Here is a 16,346-nt window from a genome sequence, read left to right as displayed (position 1 = left end):
GCAGAGGGGCGGCACGGTGAAAAAACAAAAAGCAGCCCTCATCCCAAAAGGGACGAAGGCTGCTTGTGCATCAAACTCCGTGGTACCACCCAAATTGCAAAGGATAAAATGTGTCCCCTGCCGCTTTCGGCGCGTTAACGCTGCGCTGCGTCCGACTTGTGTCGCCGGAAGCTCCGGGGCGGCGCAAAATGGAACCGACCGGAACGCCTTGCAGCTGGAAGCGCTCTCTCTGAACGGCGGTGTGCATTTCTGACCCCATCATTGCCATCTGTCATAATTTTACATTCCGCAAAGCAGACACAATGCCCCTTTGCGTACAGCTAAATTATAGCATACGCAAAACGTTTGTCAACGGTTTTGAGCAAAATTTACGGCACCCAGATGCGGCGCACCTCCAGCACCTTGCCGCCCTGCACCACCAGCGTGGTATTATAGGTGGTCCAGTTATCGGGGTCTGCATTGATCGCTGCTGCCACCGCATCCGCACCCGTAGTCTCCACGGCTTCGGCCTGCGGGTCGGCAGAACTGTCCTTCAGCACTACATCCTCTGCCAGCGGCATCGTCTTTTCTCCCATCTCGTAATAGAGCGGGTAATCGTCAAAGGTCATCGTCCGGTAGGTGTCATCATCCTCCAGCTTCAAGTCCAGTCCGCCGGGCTGCTCCATGCCGCCGTTGATGCTTACAAGATGGTGCTGGTCATTCCGTTCAATGCTTTTCACCTCGGTTGTCACACATTGATCCTGCGCCGCACCCTCTTCATGGAAGGCGATCTTATCGCCGACAGCAAGCTTTTCAATCTCCTCTTTCTTATAAATGTCGTAGCCGAACACCTTTGCAGTCAATTTACCGTTCTGCACACCGGAGGTAATGGAGGCAGAAACAAATGTGGTGGTCTGCGTGTCATCAAGGTCATCTAGTGTCCATGTCCGCAGATTGATCGGTTCCGTAACGCCTTCTTCTGCCACATGGGACGAGGCCGGCACTACACTGGATGCGGGGGCGCTGGCGGGGGCACCGGAGCCGCCGCAGGCCGTCAATGCGATGCCAGCAGCCAGAACAGCCAGAATCTTATATTTCAGGTTCATAAAAATACCTTCTTTCTTGACGCGGTAGATTTATTCCGCTACAATAAAAACGAATCAAGAACCCATTCTATTGCAACTGATTTTAAGATAGAGAGGAATTTCCCGTGAAAATTTTAAAAGTAAAATGTCTTGCCCCCACCCGGCTGGACAATTATCTAATCCAGCAGTACCCCGCCCTGACCCCCGGCCGCCTGAACAAGGCCCTGCGGGAGAACAAGATCAAGCTGAACGGCAAAAAGCAGCCGCTTTCCACCCGCGTGATGGCCGGTGACGAGATCAAGCTGTTCATTCTGGATGAAGTTCTGGATGCGGACAGGCGTGTGGACGGCCCGGCGTGGAAGAACGCCCGCGGCCCGGCACAGGTGGTCTACGACTGCCCGCAGATCGTCGTTGTGAACAAGCCTGCCGGTCTTGCCGTGGATGGTCCGGAGGACGATACCCTGCTGAACCGCACCCTGCTCTACCTGAACCAGCAGGGCGAGTACAAGGAGAACGACCTGTACACCCCGGCGCTGTGCCACCGGCTGGACACCGGCACCAGCGGCCTTGTCATCGTTGCCAAGACCCCGGAGGCCGAAGAGCTGTTCCTTGCAGCCATCAAGAACCGCGAAGTGAAAAAGACCTACCTCTGCGTCACCTTCGGCCGTCCGATGCCGCCGGATGCCACTCTGGGCGGCTATCTGCTCAAGGACGCGGACCGCGGCATCGTGAAGATCGTGGAGGACAAGCAGCCCGGTGCCAAGGAAGTGGAGACCCGGTACGAGACCATCGCCGTCTCCGGCCGTCTGGCCCTGCTGAAGGTGCAGCTGATCACCGGCCGCACCCATCAGATCCGCGCACACATGGCCAGCATCGGCTGTCCCATTCTGGGCGACAGCAAATACGGCAACAACACCGCCAACCGCGAACTGAAACTCAAGTATCAGGCCCTGTGCGCATGGGAACTCACCATGCCCCGCTTCAACCAGCCGGATTTTGAGTTTCTCAGCGGCAAGACCTTCCGCGCACCAAAGCCCTGGTATTACAGTCAGGTACTGGACGGAACCCTGAAATAAGCTTTTTTTACAACAAATTACAGCAAAAAAAGAAATCCCGGAAGTGTATTCCGGGACTTCTTTTTTGTCGTTTATGATTTTACTGGAATAGACCGCCAAACCAGCCCAGAGTGGACTCAGTTGCATTTGCAAAGGCATCCTGAACCTCCTGAATGCTGTCCAGCAGCTTGGTGCCCTCGGTATCCTTCACCGACCAGTAAACGCCGCTGCTTGCCGAGCCATCCGAAACCGTGAAGTCACTGGTAAAGCAGAGGTTATCGCCCTGAGAATCGGTCACGACCACCATGTAGGTGTAATTGCCTGCGGGCAGTTCACCAAAGCGGATGGAGCTGTCCAGCGACTTGAAGGAGAAGATCGCCGTATTGGGTGCTGCCTGTGCAGTGAACACCGTCTGGTCGTTCTCGTCCAGCACTGCCACCTGCACATTGGTCAGGGTGGTGCCCAGCGCAGCATTTGCAGTGCCGGTCAGCGCCATGCCCTTGCCCGCACGGACATTGATGGGGTAGCTCATGCCTTCCAGACGCAGGCCGTCAGCCTCTGCAGCAATGAAGTTGTGATCTGATGCCACATACCAGTAGCAGGAGGACCTATTGACCGAAACGCTGGAGTTTTCCAGCGGGATGCGTCCGGAAGAGATGTTGCCTGCCGGATCGGAGCAATAGAAGGTGCCGTTGGTGTAGTCGGTGAGCAGCACTGCATGGGGCTGGCCGCGGTCATACAGCACGATGCCCTCCGGGTGCTGCGAAAGCAGAGTGATCAGGGTCTGCACTTTTTCCTGTTTGCGGGAGGGCAGTGTGCCGTAGCCCACCTGCATCTCCTTATATGTAAAGCTGTGGGAAAGCCCGTTGGACCATGCTGTGGAGCGGACACTGTTCTCGGTCACAGTGGACCAGTCGGTCAGGCCATCAAAATAAGCACGGCGGCGCAGCATCATGGCTGCGGATGCCAGCGTGCAGGTGCCGCCGCGGCTCTGCTTGAAGTAGAAGCCTGCGTCCACATTCAGATCAACCGCCAAGGCAGCCGGCAGGCAGGTGAGCATAAACACCAGTGTCAGCACAAGGCTCAGCAGTTTTTTACGGGACGGTGCAGCGGTATTCACGGGTAGGTTCTCCTTTCAGCTTCCATGGTTTGTTACGTTTACCACCATAAAGTATACCAACCTGTTACCTTTTTGTAAACGTTTGTGAAGCTTTTTTCTCAATATCAACACGTTTGGGCAGTTTTTGTTGGAGAGAATGCACAGTTTCCGGCAAGATATTCTACATTTTTTACAAAAATCCCGTCCTGACATTTTTCAAGCACACCGCATTTTGCATTCTTTTTTCATTTTCTGACCACGCTGTGGGCAAACAAAAAAGCTCCACAAACGAACAAATTCGTCTGTGGAGCTTTTGGTCCACCTGACGCATCAACAGACGAACTTTCGCATTTATGCTGCGCCAAAGTATTTTTTGCTTTTTGAACCCTACCGCGCCGCCGATGGTCGCCGGTCTGCGTAAACTGTAATATTTTTGTAACCATTCCGCAAATAAAAAATCCCCCGCCAGCTTTCCTCTCGGATTGCCAGCGGGGGGTTTTCATTTCAGTGCAGAATCATCGTCAGTTCATAGGCCACAAGGCCGGAAACCAACGCCGCAATTACAGCCCACCAAAGTTTGTTCCCAAATGTTCCGGGGGCTTTTTCCAGCGCGGTCAGGCGGTCGTCCTGTTTTTTGTTTTGAGCCGTTACAATTTCAAGGCTCTTGTTTGTGTTTTCGAGTTGCTGAATCGTCAGCATGATGTTGGTGTTCATGCCATTCACCGCATCAGTCAGCTTTTCCAAGTCGTCTAGCGAAGTAACCAATCCACTTTATCAAAGGCCAGCGCATAGAGGAACAGCGGTTCTTTCAGGCGGGGATTTTCAGCCATATGATCTGCCAGCTTATGGGCGCTTGCCGTCTGAACCCCGGAAAGCTCTGCCACATACTGCTTCAAAAAACCTTCAAATGTCAGCTTTCGCATGGTCTCCACCTCTCCACATACTCCTGATAACGGATATAAAAATCTCGACAATGACCGTGCTGATTGCCGTATCATAATCTTCCGATGGATACTTATACTTTTTCAAGAGGTGCTTCACCATCTTCCGCATACTGGCACGAGCGGTTTCTTTTTTCTGCAGGTCTATTACGCTCGCATTACTGAATTTCTGCGTTCCCAGCCATCTCCATTGCAGCGTTCGATTGACACAGGTTGAGTTATCGGCAGATACAGAAAACACAACGGGCGGCTCTGGTAACAGAGCAGCCCGTTGTGTTCGTTTATGAAAAGGAGAACTTAGATCTCATACCACTTGATCTCGTTGGCATCCAGATGCAGAGCAAAGCTGCTGCCGTCTGTGGTGTAAACGGTGGTGTCCTGCGGCTCGTACGTGTTGTTCACAACGCAATACTTGCCATTTTTGACATAAGCATGGACTTCCACATTGTAGTTGGAACTGAACCAAGTGTGCAGTTCATCCTCGCTGTGGGCACTCCACAAGATGGCTCGGTAAAGGGTGCGGCTGTTGGCAAAACTATACGGTACACCGCTGATGTATACGGCACGTCCCTTGCCGAAATCATGCGCCGCCATCTGCACTTCCTTATTCCGCTGCACCAGCACTTCCGTGCCTTCCAGGGCATAAATGTTCTTCTTTCCCTCACCGAAGTCGATGGGTTTGTCAGCATCCTGCAAGATGAAATGATTTGGATGCTCTTCCCAGTTGTACTTGTCGTAGTTCAGGGTAAAGCCATTTTCTTCCTCCACGCCCAGAACACTGGCCATCTGGAGGATATGACCCTGATATGGATGACCGGACGGTTCTCCAACACCGATGAAGCCGCCACCGTTCCAGACGAACCGGCGAATGGCGGAGGAGATTTCCGGGTCTTCCCACCAGATACCGCCAGTGTGGGCGGTGTCGGCATCGCCTACATTGATGATGACATCCACCGTTTCCAGCAGCTTCGGATCGTTCTTGATATCCTCAAAGCTGATAAACTTCACATCAAACGGTGCGCCAGAAAGCATTTCAATCACGCCCGAATAGCTGTAATTCTGCTTGTAGTAGAGGGCATGATGCACCATATGACAGCCCCATGCCCGCATTTTACCCCAGCAGTTCAGCACAGCCACCCGTTTGACGCAGTAAGGCGTAGTGCCCTTGATATTCTCGTACAGTTCGCGGAACTCCTTGCAGACGCTCTCTACATAATCCACGAACTCCGGGAACTGCAAGGCCAGTTTCAGATAGCCGCCATAGCCGATGCGGTCGATGGGCTTGCGCAGGATAGCGCGGCGGGCTGTGACCCAGTTTTCCTTGGCTTCCCGCACCGGGTCGCCGCCCTCATGGAAAGTGTCCGGGAAGAAGTAAGGCAGAAAGCGTCCTTCCGTGTACTTCACGCCCTCGATGTCGGAGATCAGACGCAGCGTGGAGCCATTGCCCACGCTGCCCACCACGGCATCCAGCCCGATGGTCTTGAACTCCGGCATAAAAGGCTCGGTGCCGATCCAGTGGTCGCCGAGGAACATCATCGCCTCGCAGCCGCACTCGTGCGTGATGTCCACCATTTCTTTGGCCAGTTTTGCTACTTCGCGCCGCTGGAACGCCTGAAAATCACGGTATTCCTTGCTGGGCACACGATACTGGTTGTTGTAGTAGCCCTGGTCGATGATATACTCCGGGCGGAACTTGTAACCTACTTCCTGCTCAAACTGATTGAGGATATAGGGGCTGACGGAAGCAGAATAGCCATACCAGTCCACGAATTTTTCCCGCTTGAGTTCATCGAAGATCAGGGTGAACTGATGGAAGAATGTGGTATAGCGGATGACGTTCACATACGGATGCTCTTCAATGAATTTCCGCAGACGCTCCATGGAATATTTGTGGGTTTTCGGCTGGCGCACATCAAATGTGATCTGATGCTCGAAATTCGTCCAGCCGTTGGTGGTGGCATTGTACATATGCACCGGATCCCAGATGAGGTAGGCAAGGAAACTCACGGTATACTCATGGAACGGCACCGCCTGCACGGTCACGCTGCCATCCGCATAGCTCCATTGTTCTGGCGGCACAGGCTGACCCGTGGAGCGATCCATGACCTCCCACCAGCGGGTGATGTCATCGTGATCGTTCACTTTCATCAGCTCCGGGCTGATGCCTTTCATCAGAGGGATGGTCACGGTCTCGCCGGGGGCAGTGTAGAAACCCGTCATAATGTAGCACTGCTGCACTTCGTCCGGGTTTGCTTTGGCCCATGCGTTATCCTTGCGCGTGGTATAATAGGTGGAATAGATCTTTGCATCGGCATTTTTCAGTTCCTGCGGAAAATCCGTACCATCACAGTCACGGATGGCATCTGCACCCCACTTTTTCAGAATCTCCAACGTTTCGGGCACCACATCCAGGTCAGTCGGAATGGTAACACGCCCGGTCTTGCACTTATCTTCCATAGTTTTCCTCTCTTATCCTCAATCCTGATAGGTTGCGTTGTAAATGGCCAGTACCGCCAGCAGCAGTGCCACACCCACAAGCATGATGCCCAGCCCTGCCAGCTGTCCAGTCATTTTCCAGCCTGCCACAACCAATGCAATGGACAGCACAAACAGCACGATCATCAGCACGATGCGCAGGGCAGGATGCGTTTTCCAGAATGTTTTCATGTTTTGTTACCTTATCCTTTCAAGCCGCCCACCGTCATGCCCTGCGTCAGCTGCTTCTGCACACAGATGTACAAAATCAGAGTAGGCAGCATCACCAGCACAAGACCTGCGTACATGGTGCCGTACTGCGCAGCACTCTGCTGGGCCTGCATCAGATTCAGCAGACCCACCGGCAGAGTACGGGGTGCGCTGGTGGAACTCATAAGGGTCATGGAGATGATGTACTCATTCCAGAAAGACAGGAAGTTGAACAGAATAATGGTGATGATAGACGGCTTCGCCATTGGGAAAATGATACGGGTCATTGCAGAGAAATAGCTGGCACCGTCGATGTAGGCTGCTTCTTCAAAGTCGTGGGGCAAAGTGGCAAAATAGCCTGACAGCAGATAGATGGTAAAGGGCAGTGCCGTAGCTGCATACACGACCGCCAGAACGAACAGGTTGTTCAGCAAAAAGCCGCTGCCAATATGGTTTTTCAGCCACACATCACCGTCACGCAGCATCAGGAAGATGGGAACTACGATATAGTTGACATTGATGAACAGACCTGCCATAAACAGCGTGTTCAGCAGCTTGCAGCCCTTGAACCGGAAACGGGACAGGCAGTAAGCTGCCGGCAGCGCAATCACCAGCAACAGCACTAGAGCCAGCGCTGTGACCAGAACGGAGTTGAGCATATATTCGCCCATCTTGGCTCCATTCCACGCATTGACGAAGTTCTGCCAGTAGAATCCGGCAGGCAGTGCCCACGGATTGCCGTAGAACTCTGAGTTCTGCTTGATGGATGCCATAAACACCCATGCCACCGGCACAATAATCGTCACAGCCAGCAGGATCAGTACAAAATAGATGAAAAATTTGTACAGGCCCTCCGCCGAACGGGAGGATTTTTCTTCCGTTTTCTTCATGTTTTTCCTCCTTAAAACTCCAGCGGTTCCCGGCTGGTGGCACGATTGACACAGGCGGACAAGGCGAACGAGAACAGGAAGATAACCACACCGATTGCCATGCTGTAACCGTACAGACCTGCATCTTTCTGGCTGTACATATAGTTCAGGGCCACATCCGAGGCACCGTTCGGCCCGCCGCTGGTCATCGCCTTGACGAACAGGAACGCCATATTGATGGTGGAAATGATAAAGAAGGTCAGGGTGGTACGGATGTTCGTCCAGACCAGCGGAATCGTGATCTGGAAGAACTGGGTCAGACGGCCCGCTCCGTCCAGATTGGCGCTCTCGTACAAGCTGGCAGGCACCGAGGACATGGAAGCCATATACATCACCATATAGTAGCCCACAGCCTGCCAGACCATTGCAATGATGATGGACGGAATGACCAGCTTTTCGCCTTTCCAGAGGATAGGGTCAGTCATATCCCGGAACAGCCCGATGATGCTGTTCAGCATACCATTCTCCGGCTTATAGATGGCAGAGAAGATACCGGAGATGACGACCACAGACAGGATGTTCGGGATGTAGAAAATGATGCGGAAGAAATTCTGCCCCTTGATTTTTTCGCGGGTCAGGATGGCTGCAAACACCAGTGCAAACGCAAAGGTGATGATGGTAACGACCACCACCAGCAGGATCATGTTCTGCATGGAGCGGATGAACTGGGTGTCCTTCAGCAGATGCTGAAAATTTCTCAGCCCGACAAAGGTTTCGTTTGGCGAGTAGGCTCCACGCTCATACAGGCTCATGCGGAACACATTGAGGGTTGGCAAAATCATAAAAATGAAAAACAGGATGGTGGCCGGTGCCACACAGAGGAACACGAACCGTTTGCGGCTTTTGTCAGATTTCATAGACAAACCGTTCCTTTCTACTGGAATCCAGAAACCCAAAAAAGCGGAGGCGGTCAAAACCGCCTCCGCTGGGCAGGGCCTTGGAAGCTGTTTTCGGATGCAGCTTCGTTCTTACTCGATGATGTTGGCGCGCATCTGGTCGCTGGCGGACTTGATGCCATCGATCCACTGCTGTTCCGTCGTGCTGCCGGAAACCAGAGAGTTGACAGGGTCAAAGAACACCGTGCGGACTTCCACACCGGGGATAGCGGTGAAGGAAGCAAAGTTGCCCATAGCTGCCTTTGCGCCGTTGTCGTAGATGGAGTAGAACATCTTGTTGTCGCCGTCCAAATCATCGGCAATCCCCAGCACAGGCTGGATCGCGCCGCTTTCGGCAAACAGCTTGCAGGCTTCGTCGCTGTACAGGTAGGCTACAAACTGCTTGGCAGCATCCAGATGCTCCGCACCTGCCGGAATCCATGCCTGCTCAAACCATGTATAGCTGTACTGATCGCCGCCAGCCTTGACTGCAGGCAGAGCAGTCATGCCCCACTCGAAGCCATCCGCGCGGGGAGCTTCGCCCATTTCGCCCACGATCCATGTACCGTTGGGCATGAACAGAGCCTTGTTATCCAGCACCAGCTGCTGATTCTGGGTAAAGTCCTGATCGTTCGCCTGTGCCGGAGTGATGGGGTTGGTGTAGGAGGCCAGTTTGGTCACGATGTCAAAGCAGGTCTGTGCTTCGGCAGTGTCCCAGATGCCTTCTTCATAATGGGTCGCCTTGTTGAAGAAGTCGGGGCCGCCTGCTGCATACATCAGCGCATAGAAGAATGCATCAAAGTAGCCGGTGGTGGGGTAAGTGAACAGGTAGGTACCCTCCGCAGCCGCCTTGTCACCCAGTTCCCACATTTCATCCCATGTGGTGGGCACATCCCAGCCTTTTTCTTTCAGGAACCCTGCGTTGTAGAACAGACCGCAGGGGCTGTAGAACATGGGAGCCAGATAGGTCTTGCCATCGCCGTAAGGGTTGGTAAGAGAAGTATCGGTAAAGCCGCCGGCGATCTTCTCGCTGACTTTCTTGCTCTCACCGGGAACCGTCATGCTCAGCACATCGGTGATGTCAGCGATCAGATTGCCCTTGATGAACTGCTCGGTCAGAGCAGCTTCACGACCGGTAGCCAGATGGATCACATCCGGGTAATCGCCGCCCTGCATGGAGGGGCCGATGACATCTTCCAGGTTCTTGTCGGTGGTCAGTTCAACCTTGATGCCCGTCTGGGCGGTAAAGGCTTCGGTGACTTTCTGCCACATCTCGGAGCCGTAAGCGGTCTCAATGGCAGCGACTTTGATGGTCACATCCTCCGCAGGCGTGGCAGAGGCAGCAGCCGAAGAAGTCGTGCTGGAACCGGTAGAGCTGGAAGAACTGCCGCAGGCGGCCAGTCCCAGTGCAGCGGCACCCACGCCAGCCGCTTTCAGGAAATTGCGACGAGAAATGCGTTTCATAGTGTATCCTCCATCATAAAGATTCCGTTCAAAACCACAACCGGGACAAACAGGTTTTGTCCGAGAGGGTCGTGTGATTTATTGATTTCAATATAGAGGTTTTTACCCTTTGCAACAAGATGTTTGTTGTTTCGTTTTTTATAAATCTTGCTTTTTAGAAATTTCTTTCAGCAAAAGCGCTAAATTCGTCCCGTCTGTTTTGGTACATTCTTCCCGTTTGTAACCAGTTTGACATATTTTTATTCTTTAATGGCATCAAAAATATTTATCCTGTCCAAAATCAGGGCTTGCATTTTTTCTTCTTTGCCCCTATAATGAGAAAAACGCACGATTCAACGCATCGGTTTTTGCGATTATATTTTTAGTCTCTTGTTTTTATTTTTATGTTTATTGCGTTTCGCTGTAAAGGAGCCTGTTATGAGCACCGAACGCTTTGATATCCGTCATGCTCCCGCTCCCCGTGAGTCCTTTCGCTTGCTGTACATCAGCAAAAGCAAATTCGGCGGCGACTGGAACAGCACGGCTCACACCCATTCCTGCACGGAGCTGTTCTATTGCCTGAGCGGAGAAGGACAGTTCTACCTAAGCGGGCAGCTGTACCCGGTCAAGCCGGATGATATGGTCATCGTCAATCCACAGGTGGAGCACACGGAATTGAGTCTGAACGCTTCACCGCTTGAATATATCGTTCTGGGTGTGGCTGGCATTGAGATCTTATTCGGCAAGGCTGAATCTTCTTATGCTATCTTCAACTGCCGTGAAAACCGGGAACGGATGGTCACTCTGCTGCATATGCTGCTTGCCGAAGCCGACCGCAGTCTGGATGGCTGCGAAACCGTCTGTCAGGACTTGCTGGAGGTGCTGCTGATCTGGCTGGTACGCTGCACAACGCTCTCTTTGCAGGTGGAAGAAACGCCACAGTCTGACAGCCGGGAGTGTGTAGAGATCAAGCGATATCTGGACAGCAACTTCCGAGAGGACATCTCACTTGACCGTCTGGCAGAGATCGCACACATCAACAAATATTATCTGGCCCACACCTTTCAAAAGGAGTACGGCATCTCTCCCATCACCTATCTGAATCGCCGCCGCATTGAGGAAAGCAAATATATGCTGGGCAATACAGGTTACAGCTTGGCCCAGATCAGCGAACTGATGGGCTTTTCGTCCCCCAGCTATTTTTCCCAGTGCTTCCGCAAAGCGGAGGGGCTGACTCCCAACGAATACCGCCGTCAGGTACGGCAGGGACAACGCCCTGCCCCGGCAAAACGGCATGAAAGATAAAGAAACGAGGAACTTCAAATGAAACCTGTCACCGAACCCATTCTCTGCGCCGCTGCATCCGCCTTTGATTTTGGTGGGCCGATGGTCTGCGATCCACACCACTATGGTGAGGGCCACATCAATGACACCTTTGTGGTCTGGCGGGCAGATCATACCAAACGCTTTATCTTACAGCGCATCAACACCGATACATTCACCGATCCAGCAGGACTGATGGAAAACATCTGTGGCGTGACCCGGCATTTACGGGCAAAGATTCAGGCAGAGGGCGGCGATCCTGGCCGGGAATGCCTGAACGTCATTCCCACTCTGTCCGGTGCATCCTACTATATCGACACGGAAGGCAATGCATGGAGAGCTTATGATTTTGTAGAGAATACCGTCTGTCTGCAACAGGTCGGTTGTGAGGCAGACTTCCGCACTGTGGCAGAAACACTGGGCAAGTTCCAGAACCAGCTGGCCGATTATCCTGCTTCCACCCTCCACGAAACCATTGCCCGTTTTCACGATACGCCCAACCGTTACGCAAACTTTGAAAAAGCTCTTGCAGCCGATGCACTGGGTCGAGCCAAAACCATTGCGCCGGAGATTGCTTTTATCCATGCACGGGAAAAGGACTGCCACGTTCTGCTGGATCAGCTGGCCGCTGGTGAGATCCCGCTGCGTGTCACCCATAATGATACCAAAATCAACAATGTTCTGCTCGATGAAGCCACTGGCAAAGGCATCTGTGTCATTGACCTCGACACCGTGATGCCGGGTCTGTCGGCTTATGATTTCGGTGATTCCATCCGCACCGGTGCCAACGACTGCGCCGAGGACGAACCCGACCAGAGCAGAGTCCACTTTGACCTGCATCTGTATGAAGTGTTTGCCAAAGGCTATCTTTCCACTGCTGGCTCCACCATGCACACAGCTGAAAAAAGGAGTCTTGCTTGGGGTGCCAAACTCATGACGTTGGAATGCGGCATCCGTTTCCTGACCGACTATCTGGAGGGCGACCATTATTTCCATATTGCCCGCCCGAACCACAACCTCGACCGTGCCCGCACCCAGTTCACGCTGGTACGACAGATGGAAGATGTATTCGATCAGATGCTGGAAATCGTCTGCCCGGACAATCACTGATTTCGCAATCTCCTCCATTCGGATACAGCAAGAAGCATGGACGCTCTCCTTTTCGGGGGCGTCCATGCTTCTTTTTAGTCCAACTCCGGCCTCTGCGCCATGGTCACGTCCAGCGCATCCTCGACCCCGGTGCAGTCAATAGAGATTTTTCTGCCATCCCGGAGTAGCAGCTCCACGCAGCCGGTGTCCATATTGAAATGACAAGCTCTTGCATCGTAAAGGTCGTAAAAGGTACGGTCAGCATCGGCAGTCCGAAATCCAAAGACAGTATCCGGGATATTCCGGTGCCGCTGAATGTCCGTCCGTGTGCCATCAAGCTGCGGGATACCACCGACCAGTTCATCTGGGAAAGCCCCAAGACCGGCTTGCCCTGCAACCCCACCCATTTCCGGGATGTGTTCCGCAAATCTCTGGAAGAAGCGGGCGATGTCCGCTTGCTCACACCGCACAGCTGCCGCCACACCTATGTGTCGCAGATGCAGGCGTTGGGCGTGGATATTCAGACCATCCAGAGCATCGTAGGCCACGCCGACACCGAGATGACTGAGCATTATCTCCATGTTCAGGAATCCATTCGGCAGAGTGCGATCCAGTTGTTCAGCGAGGCGTTTTCGGCCTGAAAATTGGACGGAACGGCACTAATTAGACCAGATAAAATCGTTGGCATTGTGGTCAAAATTGTGGTCAAAACCAAATGAGGTCAGCCTACAAACAAAAAAATCCAACGATTTCTAACGTGAAATCGTTGGATTTATGGTCCGAGTGGCGAGAATCGAACTCACGGCCTCTTGAACCCCATTCAAGCGCGCTACCAAAACTGCGCTACACCCGGATATCTGCAAACGGTTATCGCTCACAGCTTAATTAGTATACTTGATTCAGGGTGTTTTGTCAAGCTTTTTCTGCCAGTTTTTTGCAAATAAATTTTCAAAACTCCGGCTCGTTTTCCTGCAGCGGCTGATTCCCTGCGGGAAACGTTTCAAATTCAACAGTGGCAAGTGCAATTGCAAACACACTTTCGGCACCGGCTGCCAGCAGCGCCTGTGTGCAGGCTGCTGCCGTGGCACCGGTGGTAATCACATCGTCTACCAAAAGCACCTTTCTGCCCTCCACAAGTTCCGTGTCCGTCACCCGGAAGGCACCCGCCACATTGGCAAGGCGCTGCTCAAAGGGCAGGCCCGCCTGATGCCGCTTTGCACGAGTGCGGCCCAGTGCTTTCGGGTACAGCGGTATCCCCAGTGCGCGGGCCAGCGGCACCGCCATGAGCTGCGGCACATTATAGCCGCGCGCTCTGCCGGATGCCGGTACGGGAACGATGCAGTCGTACCCAAGGGACATGCCTTCCACAAGCTCCGGCACCGGTTCTGCACCGGCCATATGCATCTCGCTGCCAAAGGCCAGCTTTGCCAGCCAGAGGCCCAGCTCCACCGCTGTCCACGGTGCAGCATGGTATTTGGTATGCAGGATGCCGCGCCGCACACAGCCCTCATACCGGAACGGTGCTGCTGCACCGGTCAGTTCCCCTAAATAATGCTGAGAAGCGTCCAGCCGCATTCCTGGCTTCCGGCGCAGCTCTTCCAGCTCTGCGGCACAATCCGGGCAGACAGGCACACTGCCCAGCACCCGATCACAAAACGGGCAGCGGCGTGGGTACACCAACTGCCTTGCCCCGCGCAGAATGCGGCGCGGGACGCTGTAATAATCCATCAGTCCTTTTTAACGGCCACGATCACACGCACGCGCTTGCCCGCAGCACAGCCAAAGTTATCGTACCAGCCGGTCAGGTAGTAGCCCTCCGAGTTGACCTCGGTCAGCTTGGTGGCGTAGTACTGACCCTTGTACCACAGATACACCTGTGCGTCGTCCGCCATCTCAAAGCGGGTGCCGTTGCTCATGACCGACGCTGCACCCACCTGATCGATCTTCATGGGCATGAGCTGGACCATCGTCCGCACGCTGCCGGTCGTCTCTCTGCGGGCTGCAACACCGCCTACCAGCACCGGATATTTGACGTTGGTGGTGAAAGCTACCTGCGAACCATTGACATAGCACACATAGGTAGCACCGCCGCCAATATAGCGGAAGATGGACGCATACGGTTCGCCTACAAGGCTGCCCACCTGCCGCAGACCAAGGCTGAGCAGGCTATCCGTGTTGGCTGTGATCTTCTGCCACAGAGTGGAGAGGATGTCGCCGTTGATCACACCCCACAGCACTTCGCTGGTGGTGGGCACCAGAACATCCTTCAGGTCGTCCACAATCTTATCCTGCGTATCCGTGCTGTCGCTCTTGCCGGTGGAAATGATCTTGGCCAGCGTCTGCAGTTCCGAGTAGTTGACTGCCACATTCTTGATATCATCCAGCACGCCGTAGGTCCACAGGTCGCCGGTGACATCATTCAGGATCAGGCGGTCGATCTCGCCCTTCTCATTCAGCGTATAGTAGCGGACGTTCAGAAGATTCAGGTCTGTCCCCGCTAGGCGGCTGGGACGAACCGTCCCAGCCACACCCTCCGCAGTTGTATCCAGAATTTGTACATCGTCGGCAAGGGCATAGCTGCCCAGTGCCGTTGCATCTGCATTGACCTTGCCGGCAACGACCTTGTTCTCGATGCCGCTCACGGACTCGCCTTCCGGCGTTACGCGGATCTCTACCAGCCAGCCCTTGGGGTAGTTCAGGCTTTTGTCCACATTCACAGTGCGCTGAACACCATCGGTACACATGACAGCCACGCGCTGCAGCACATCCGCGCCGTTATCTTCCACAAGGCTGCGGGCTGCGCCCTGCACCACGCCGTAGAACACCTCGTCGGCCTCTGCGCCGGTAATAACATCCGCCGCCTCATTGTTCATGCCCAGCAGCAGAGTAACCACTTCGCCCACGCCGCCGCCGTTCAGGCTGGACACCTTGGAAGCCACTGCTGTGCTGCCCAGCTTATAGCTGGTGCCCGCCACTGTAACCGCCGTGGGAGCGCTTGCACTGGGCGAAACCGCAGTGATGCGGCCCGCAGCACGGCGAGTATAGATCCATACCGTCTGCAGACTCTCGCTGTAATAATACACATCGTAACGGTTCAACTCTGCCGAAGCCGAGACCTTATCGTTGCGGTACACGCTCAACGGCGTAAAAGGCAGCTGGGTGCCTTCCGCTGCCACAAAGGGGCCCTTCAGACTCTTGAGCATCACGGTAGAGGTGTCCACCTGGCCATTGGAGACGGTAAAGCCCAGACTGGTACCGTAAGCGCTGCCGGAAGCGGTGTTGGCGGTGAGGGTATTATACAGCAGCAGAGCACAGTCCTCATAGTTCATGGCCTCGCTCTGGCTGCGGTTCAGCTGGTTGCGCAGGCCCAGTTCCTGCGCCTTGTTCAGCTGTGCCGTCGGGAACACGCCGTTGAGGTCGGTCATTTTATAGCCCAGCAGCTTGAGCGCTGCGGTGCAGGCTTCTTCCAGCGTGACCACATTATCCGGGCGGAATGTACCATCGGTATAGCCGTTCATCCAGCCCTGCTGCACCGCAATGCGCACATAGGGTGCCCACTGAGAGCTGCCGGGCACATCCTTATACAGTGTGCCCAGATTACCCTGCTGGCTGGCGCTTTCGCGGTAGGCCGAAAAGGAGACCAGCATCTTGGCAAATGCACCGCGGGTGACGGCAGCATCCAGACTGCCGGTCTGGCTGGTATCCATAGCGCCCAGCGTGATGGCCGTCTGGATGGCCGAGTTGTTCAGGCTGGCCGCCGATGCCGGAAGCACCAGCACGGATACAGCCAGGCATGCTGCAAGCAGACATGCGAAAAGACGTTTTTTCATAGGTATATTCCCC

Annotated in this window: 16 protein-coding genes, 1 tRNA gene and 1 pseudogene; 4 read left to right on the top strand and 14 right to left on the bottom strand. The window is 54.1% G+C overall.

Translation table 11 applies throughout. From position 1 onward, the window contains the following. Window positions 1-368: 368 nt before the first annotated feature. Entirely contained in the window at window positions 369-1,085 is a 717-nt protein-coding gene (locus DWV57_RS00370; RefSeq protein ID WP_118528223.1) for a hypothetical protein, read from the bottom strand. 104 nt (window positions 1,086-1,189) lie between these two features. On the opposite strand from DWV57_RS00370, the gene DWV57_RS00365 reads away from it, so the two are divergent. Further along, window positions 1,190-2,140, top strand: a complete 951-nt coding sequence (locus tag DWV57_RS00365; protein WP_120019600.1) for an RluA family pseudouridine synthase — start codon at window positions 1,190-1,192, stop codon at window positions 2,138-2,140. 79 nt (window positions 2,141-2,219) lie between these two features. On the opposite strand, the gene DWV57_RS00360 is transcribed toward DWV57_RS00365, so the two are convergent. The 9 genes from DWV57_RS00360 to DWV57_RS00320 form a co-directional block, all read right to left on the bottom strand. Then, window positions 2,220-3,239, bottom strand: coding sequence for a hypothetical protein (locus DWV57_RS00360; RefSeq protein WP_243112272.1), 1,020 nt, complete (start codon window positions 3,237-3,239; stop codon window positions 2,220-2,222). A 483-nt stretch (window positions 3,240-3,722) separates the two neighbouring features. Then, entirely contained in the window at window positions 3,723-3,932 is a 210-nt protein-coding gene (locus DWV57_RS00355) for a hypothetical protein (protein ID WP_243112271.1), read from the bottom strand. A gap of 35 nt (window positions 3,933-3,967) precedes the next feature. After that, the gene (locus DWV57_RS00350) at window positions 3,968-4,141 is read right to left on the bottom strand and encodes a hypothetical protein (RefSeq protein ID WP_242959392.1); all 174 of its coding nucleotides are present in this window, start codon (window positions 4,139-4,141) and stop codon (window positions 3,968-3,970) included. Then, window positions 4,122-4,400, bottom strand: coding sequence for a type I restriction enzyme endonuclease domain-containing protein (locus DWV57_RS14905; protein ID WP_256372186.1), 279 nt, complete (start codon window positions 4,398-4,400; stop codon window positions 4,122-4,124). Before DWV57_RS14905 ends, DWV57_RS00350 begins: the two co-directional genes overlap by 20 nt. Before the next feature lie 56 nt (window positions 4,401-4,456). Next, on the bottom strand, window positions 4,457-6,616 hold the full coding sequence (gene gnpA, locus DWV57_RS00340; RefSeq protein ID WP_120019599.1) for a 1,3-beta-galactosyl-N-acetylhexosamine phosphorylase: 2,160 nt from the start codon (window positions 6,614-6,616) through the stop codon (window positions 4,457-4,459). Between the two features lie 18 nt (window positions 6,617-6,634). Continuing rightward, complete coding sequence (locus tag DWV57_RS00335; protein ID WP_097778319.1) at window positions 6,635-6,826, bottom strand: hypothetical protein; 192 nt, start codon at window positions 6,824-6,826, stop codon at window positions 6,635-6,637. Between the two features lie 11 nt (window positions 6,827-6,837). Then, on the bottom strand, window positions 6,838-7,734 hold the full coding sequence (locus tag DWV57_RS00330) for a carbohydrate ABC transporter permease (RefSeq protein WP_097778320.1): 897 nt from the start codon (window positions 7,732-7,734) through the stop codon (window positions 6,838-6,840). A gap of 11 nt (window positions 7,735-7,745) precedes the next feature. Continuing rightward, entirely contained in the window at window positions 7,746-8,630 is an 885-nt protein-coding gene (locus tag DWV57_RS00325; RefSeq protein WP_097778321.1) for a sugar ABC transporter permease, read from the bottom strand. Window positions 8,631-8,741: 111 nt separating this feature from the next. Beyond that, the gene (locus tag DWV57_RS00320; RefSeq protein WP_120019598.1) at window positions 8,742-10,112 is read right to left on the bottom strand and encodes a carbohydrate ABC transporter substrate-binding protein; all 1,371 of its coding nucleotides are present in this window, start codon (window positions 10,110-10,112) and stop codon (window positions 8,742-8,744) included. Window positions 10,113-10,529: 417 nt separating this feature from the next. Between DWV57_RS00320 and DWV57_RS00315 the strand changes: the two genes are divergently transcribed. Beyond that, entirely contained in the window at window positions 10,530-11,396 is an 867-nt protein-coding gene (locus DWV57_RS00315; protein ID WP_097778323.1) for an AraC family transcriptional regulator, read from the top strand. Between the two features lie 18 nt (window positions 11,397-11,414). Further along, the gene (locus tag DWV57_RS00310; protein WP_118528229.1) at window positions 11,415-12,524 is read left to right on the top strand and encodes an aminoglycoside phosphotransferase family protein; all 1,110 of its coding nucleotides are present in this window, start codon (window positions 11,415-11,417) and stop codon (window positions 12,522-12,524) included. Between the two features lie 77 nt (window positions 12,525-12,601). On the opposite strand, the pseudogene DWV57_RS14710 reads toward DWV57_RS00310, so the two are convergent. Then, window positions 12,602-12,715: pseudogene (locus tag DWV57_RS14710) on the bottom strand (DUF6061 family protein); the annotation flags it as partial. 6 nt (window positions 12,716-12,721) lie between these two features. On the opposite strand from DWV57_RS14710, the gene DWV57_RS00305 reads away from it, so the two are divergent. Continuing rightward, window positions 12,722-13,144: a site-specific integrase gene (locus tag DWV57_RS00305; RefSeq protein ID WP_243089071.1), complete on the top strand. Its 423-nt coding sequence runs from the start codon at window positions 12,722-12,724 to the stop codon at window positions 13,142-13,144. Between the two features lie 134 nt (window positions 13,145-13,278). Here DWV57_RS00305 and DWV57_RS00300 read toward each other — a convergent pair. The 3 genes from DWV57_RS00300 to DWV57_RS00290 form a co-directional block, all read right to left on the bottom strand. Continuing rightward, window positions 13,279-13,356 (bottom strand) — tRNA-Pro (locus DWV57_RS00300). Between the two features lie 95 nt (window positions 13,357-13,451). Beyond that, on the bottom strand, window positions 13,452-14,231 hold the full coding sequence (locus tag DWV57_RS00295) for a phosphoribosyltransferase family protein (protein ID WP_120019597.1): 780 nt from the start codon (window positions 14,229-14,231) through the stop codon (window positions 13,452-13,454). Beyond that, a complete protein-coding gene (locus DWV57_RS00290; protein WP_118528233.1) occupies window positions 14,231-16,333 on the bottom strand; it encodes an S-layer homology domain-containing protein in 2,103 nt (700 codons plus the stop codon). The genes DWV57_RS00295 and DWV57_RS00290 overlap by 1 nt, the downstream gene beginning before the upstream one ends. Between the last annotated feature and the right edge of the window lie 13 nt (window positions 16,334-16,346).

The organism is Faecalibacterium sp. AF10-46 (genome assembly GCF_003604105.1).
Classification (GTDB): Bacteria; Bacillota; Clostridia; order Oscillospirales; family Ruminococcaceae; genus Faecalibacterium; species Faecalibacterium taiwanense.
Note: the sequence above shows the minus strand (reverse complement) of the source record. Positions and strands in the feature narration are given on the sequence as shown.

Excerpts from the sequence above, each read along its gene's own strand:
- DWV57_RS00320 (WP_120019598.1), bottom strand. The coding sequence starts at position 10,112 with ATGAAACGCATTTCTCGTCGCAATTTCCTGAAAGCGGCTGGCGTGGGT.
- DWV57_RS00305 (WP_243089071.1), top strand. The coding sequence starts at position 12,722 with ATGACAAGCTCTTGCATCGTAAAGGTCGTAAAAGGTACGGTCAGCATC.
- DWV57_RS00350 (WP_242959392.1), bottom strand. The coding sequence starts at position 4,141 with ATGCGAAAGCTGACATTTGAAGGTTTTTTGAAGCAGTATGTGGCAGAG.
- DWV57_RS00335 (WP_097778319.1), bottom strand. The coding sequence starts at position 6,826 with ATGAAAACATTCTGGAAAACGCATCCTGCCCTGCGCATCGTGCTGATG.
- DWV57_RS00290 (WP_118528233.1), bottom strand. The coding sequence starts at position 16,333 with ATGAAAAAACGTCTTTTCGCATGTCTGCTTGCAGCATGCCTGGCTGTA.
- DWV57_RS00315 (WP_097778323.1), top strand. The coding sequence starts at position 10,530 with ATGAGCACCGAACGCTTTGATATCCGTCATGCTCCCGCTCCCCGTGAG.
- DWV57_RS00325 (WP_097778321.1), bottom strand. The coding sequence starts at position 8,630 with ATGAAATCTGACAAAAGCCGCAAACGGTTCGTGTTCCTCTGTGTGGCA.
- gnpA (WP_120019599.1), bottom strand. The coding sequence starts at position 6,616 with ATGGAAGATAAGTGCAAGACCGGGCGTGTTACCATTCCGACTGACCTG.
- DWV57_RS00370 (WP_118528223.1), bottom strand. The coding sequence starts at position 1,085 with ATGAACCTGAAATATAAGATTCTGGCTGTTCTGGCTGCTGGCATCGCA.
- DWV57_RS00330 (WP_097778320.1), bottom strand. The coding sequence starts at position 7,734 with ATGAAGAAAACGGAAGAAAAATCCTCCCGTTCGGCGGAGGGCCTGTAC.
- DWV57_RS00295 (WP_120019597.1), bottom strand. The coding sequence starts at position 14,231 with ATGGATTATTACAGCGTCCCGCGCCGCATTCTGCGCGGGGCAAGGCAG.
- DWV57_RS00355 (WP_243112271.1), bottom strand. The coding sequence starts at position 3,932 with ATGAACACCAACATCATGCTGACGATTCAGCAACTCGAAAACACAAAC.
- DWV57_RS00310 (WP_118528229.1), top strand. The coding sequence starts at position 11,415 with ATGAAACCTGTCACCGAACCCATTCTCTGCGCCGCTGCATCCGCCTTT.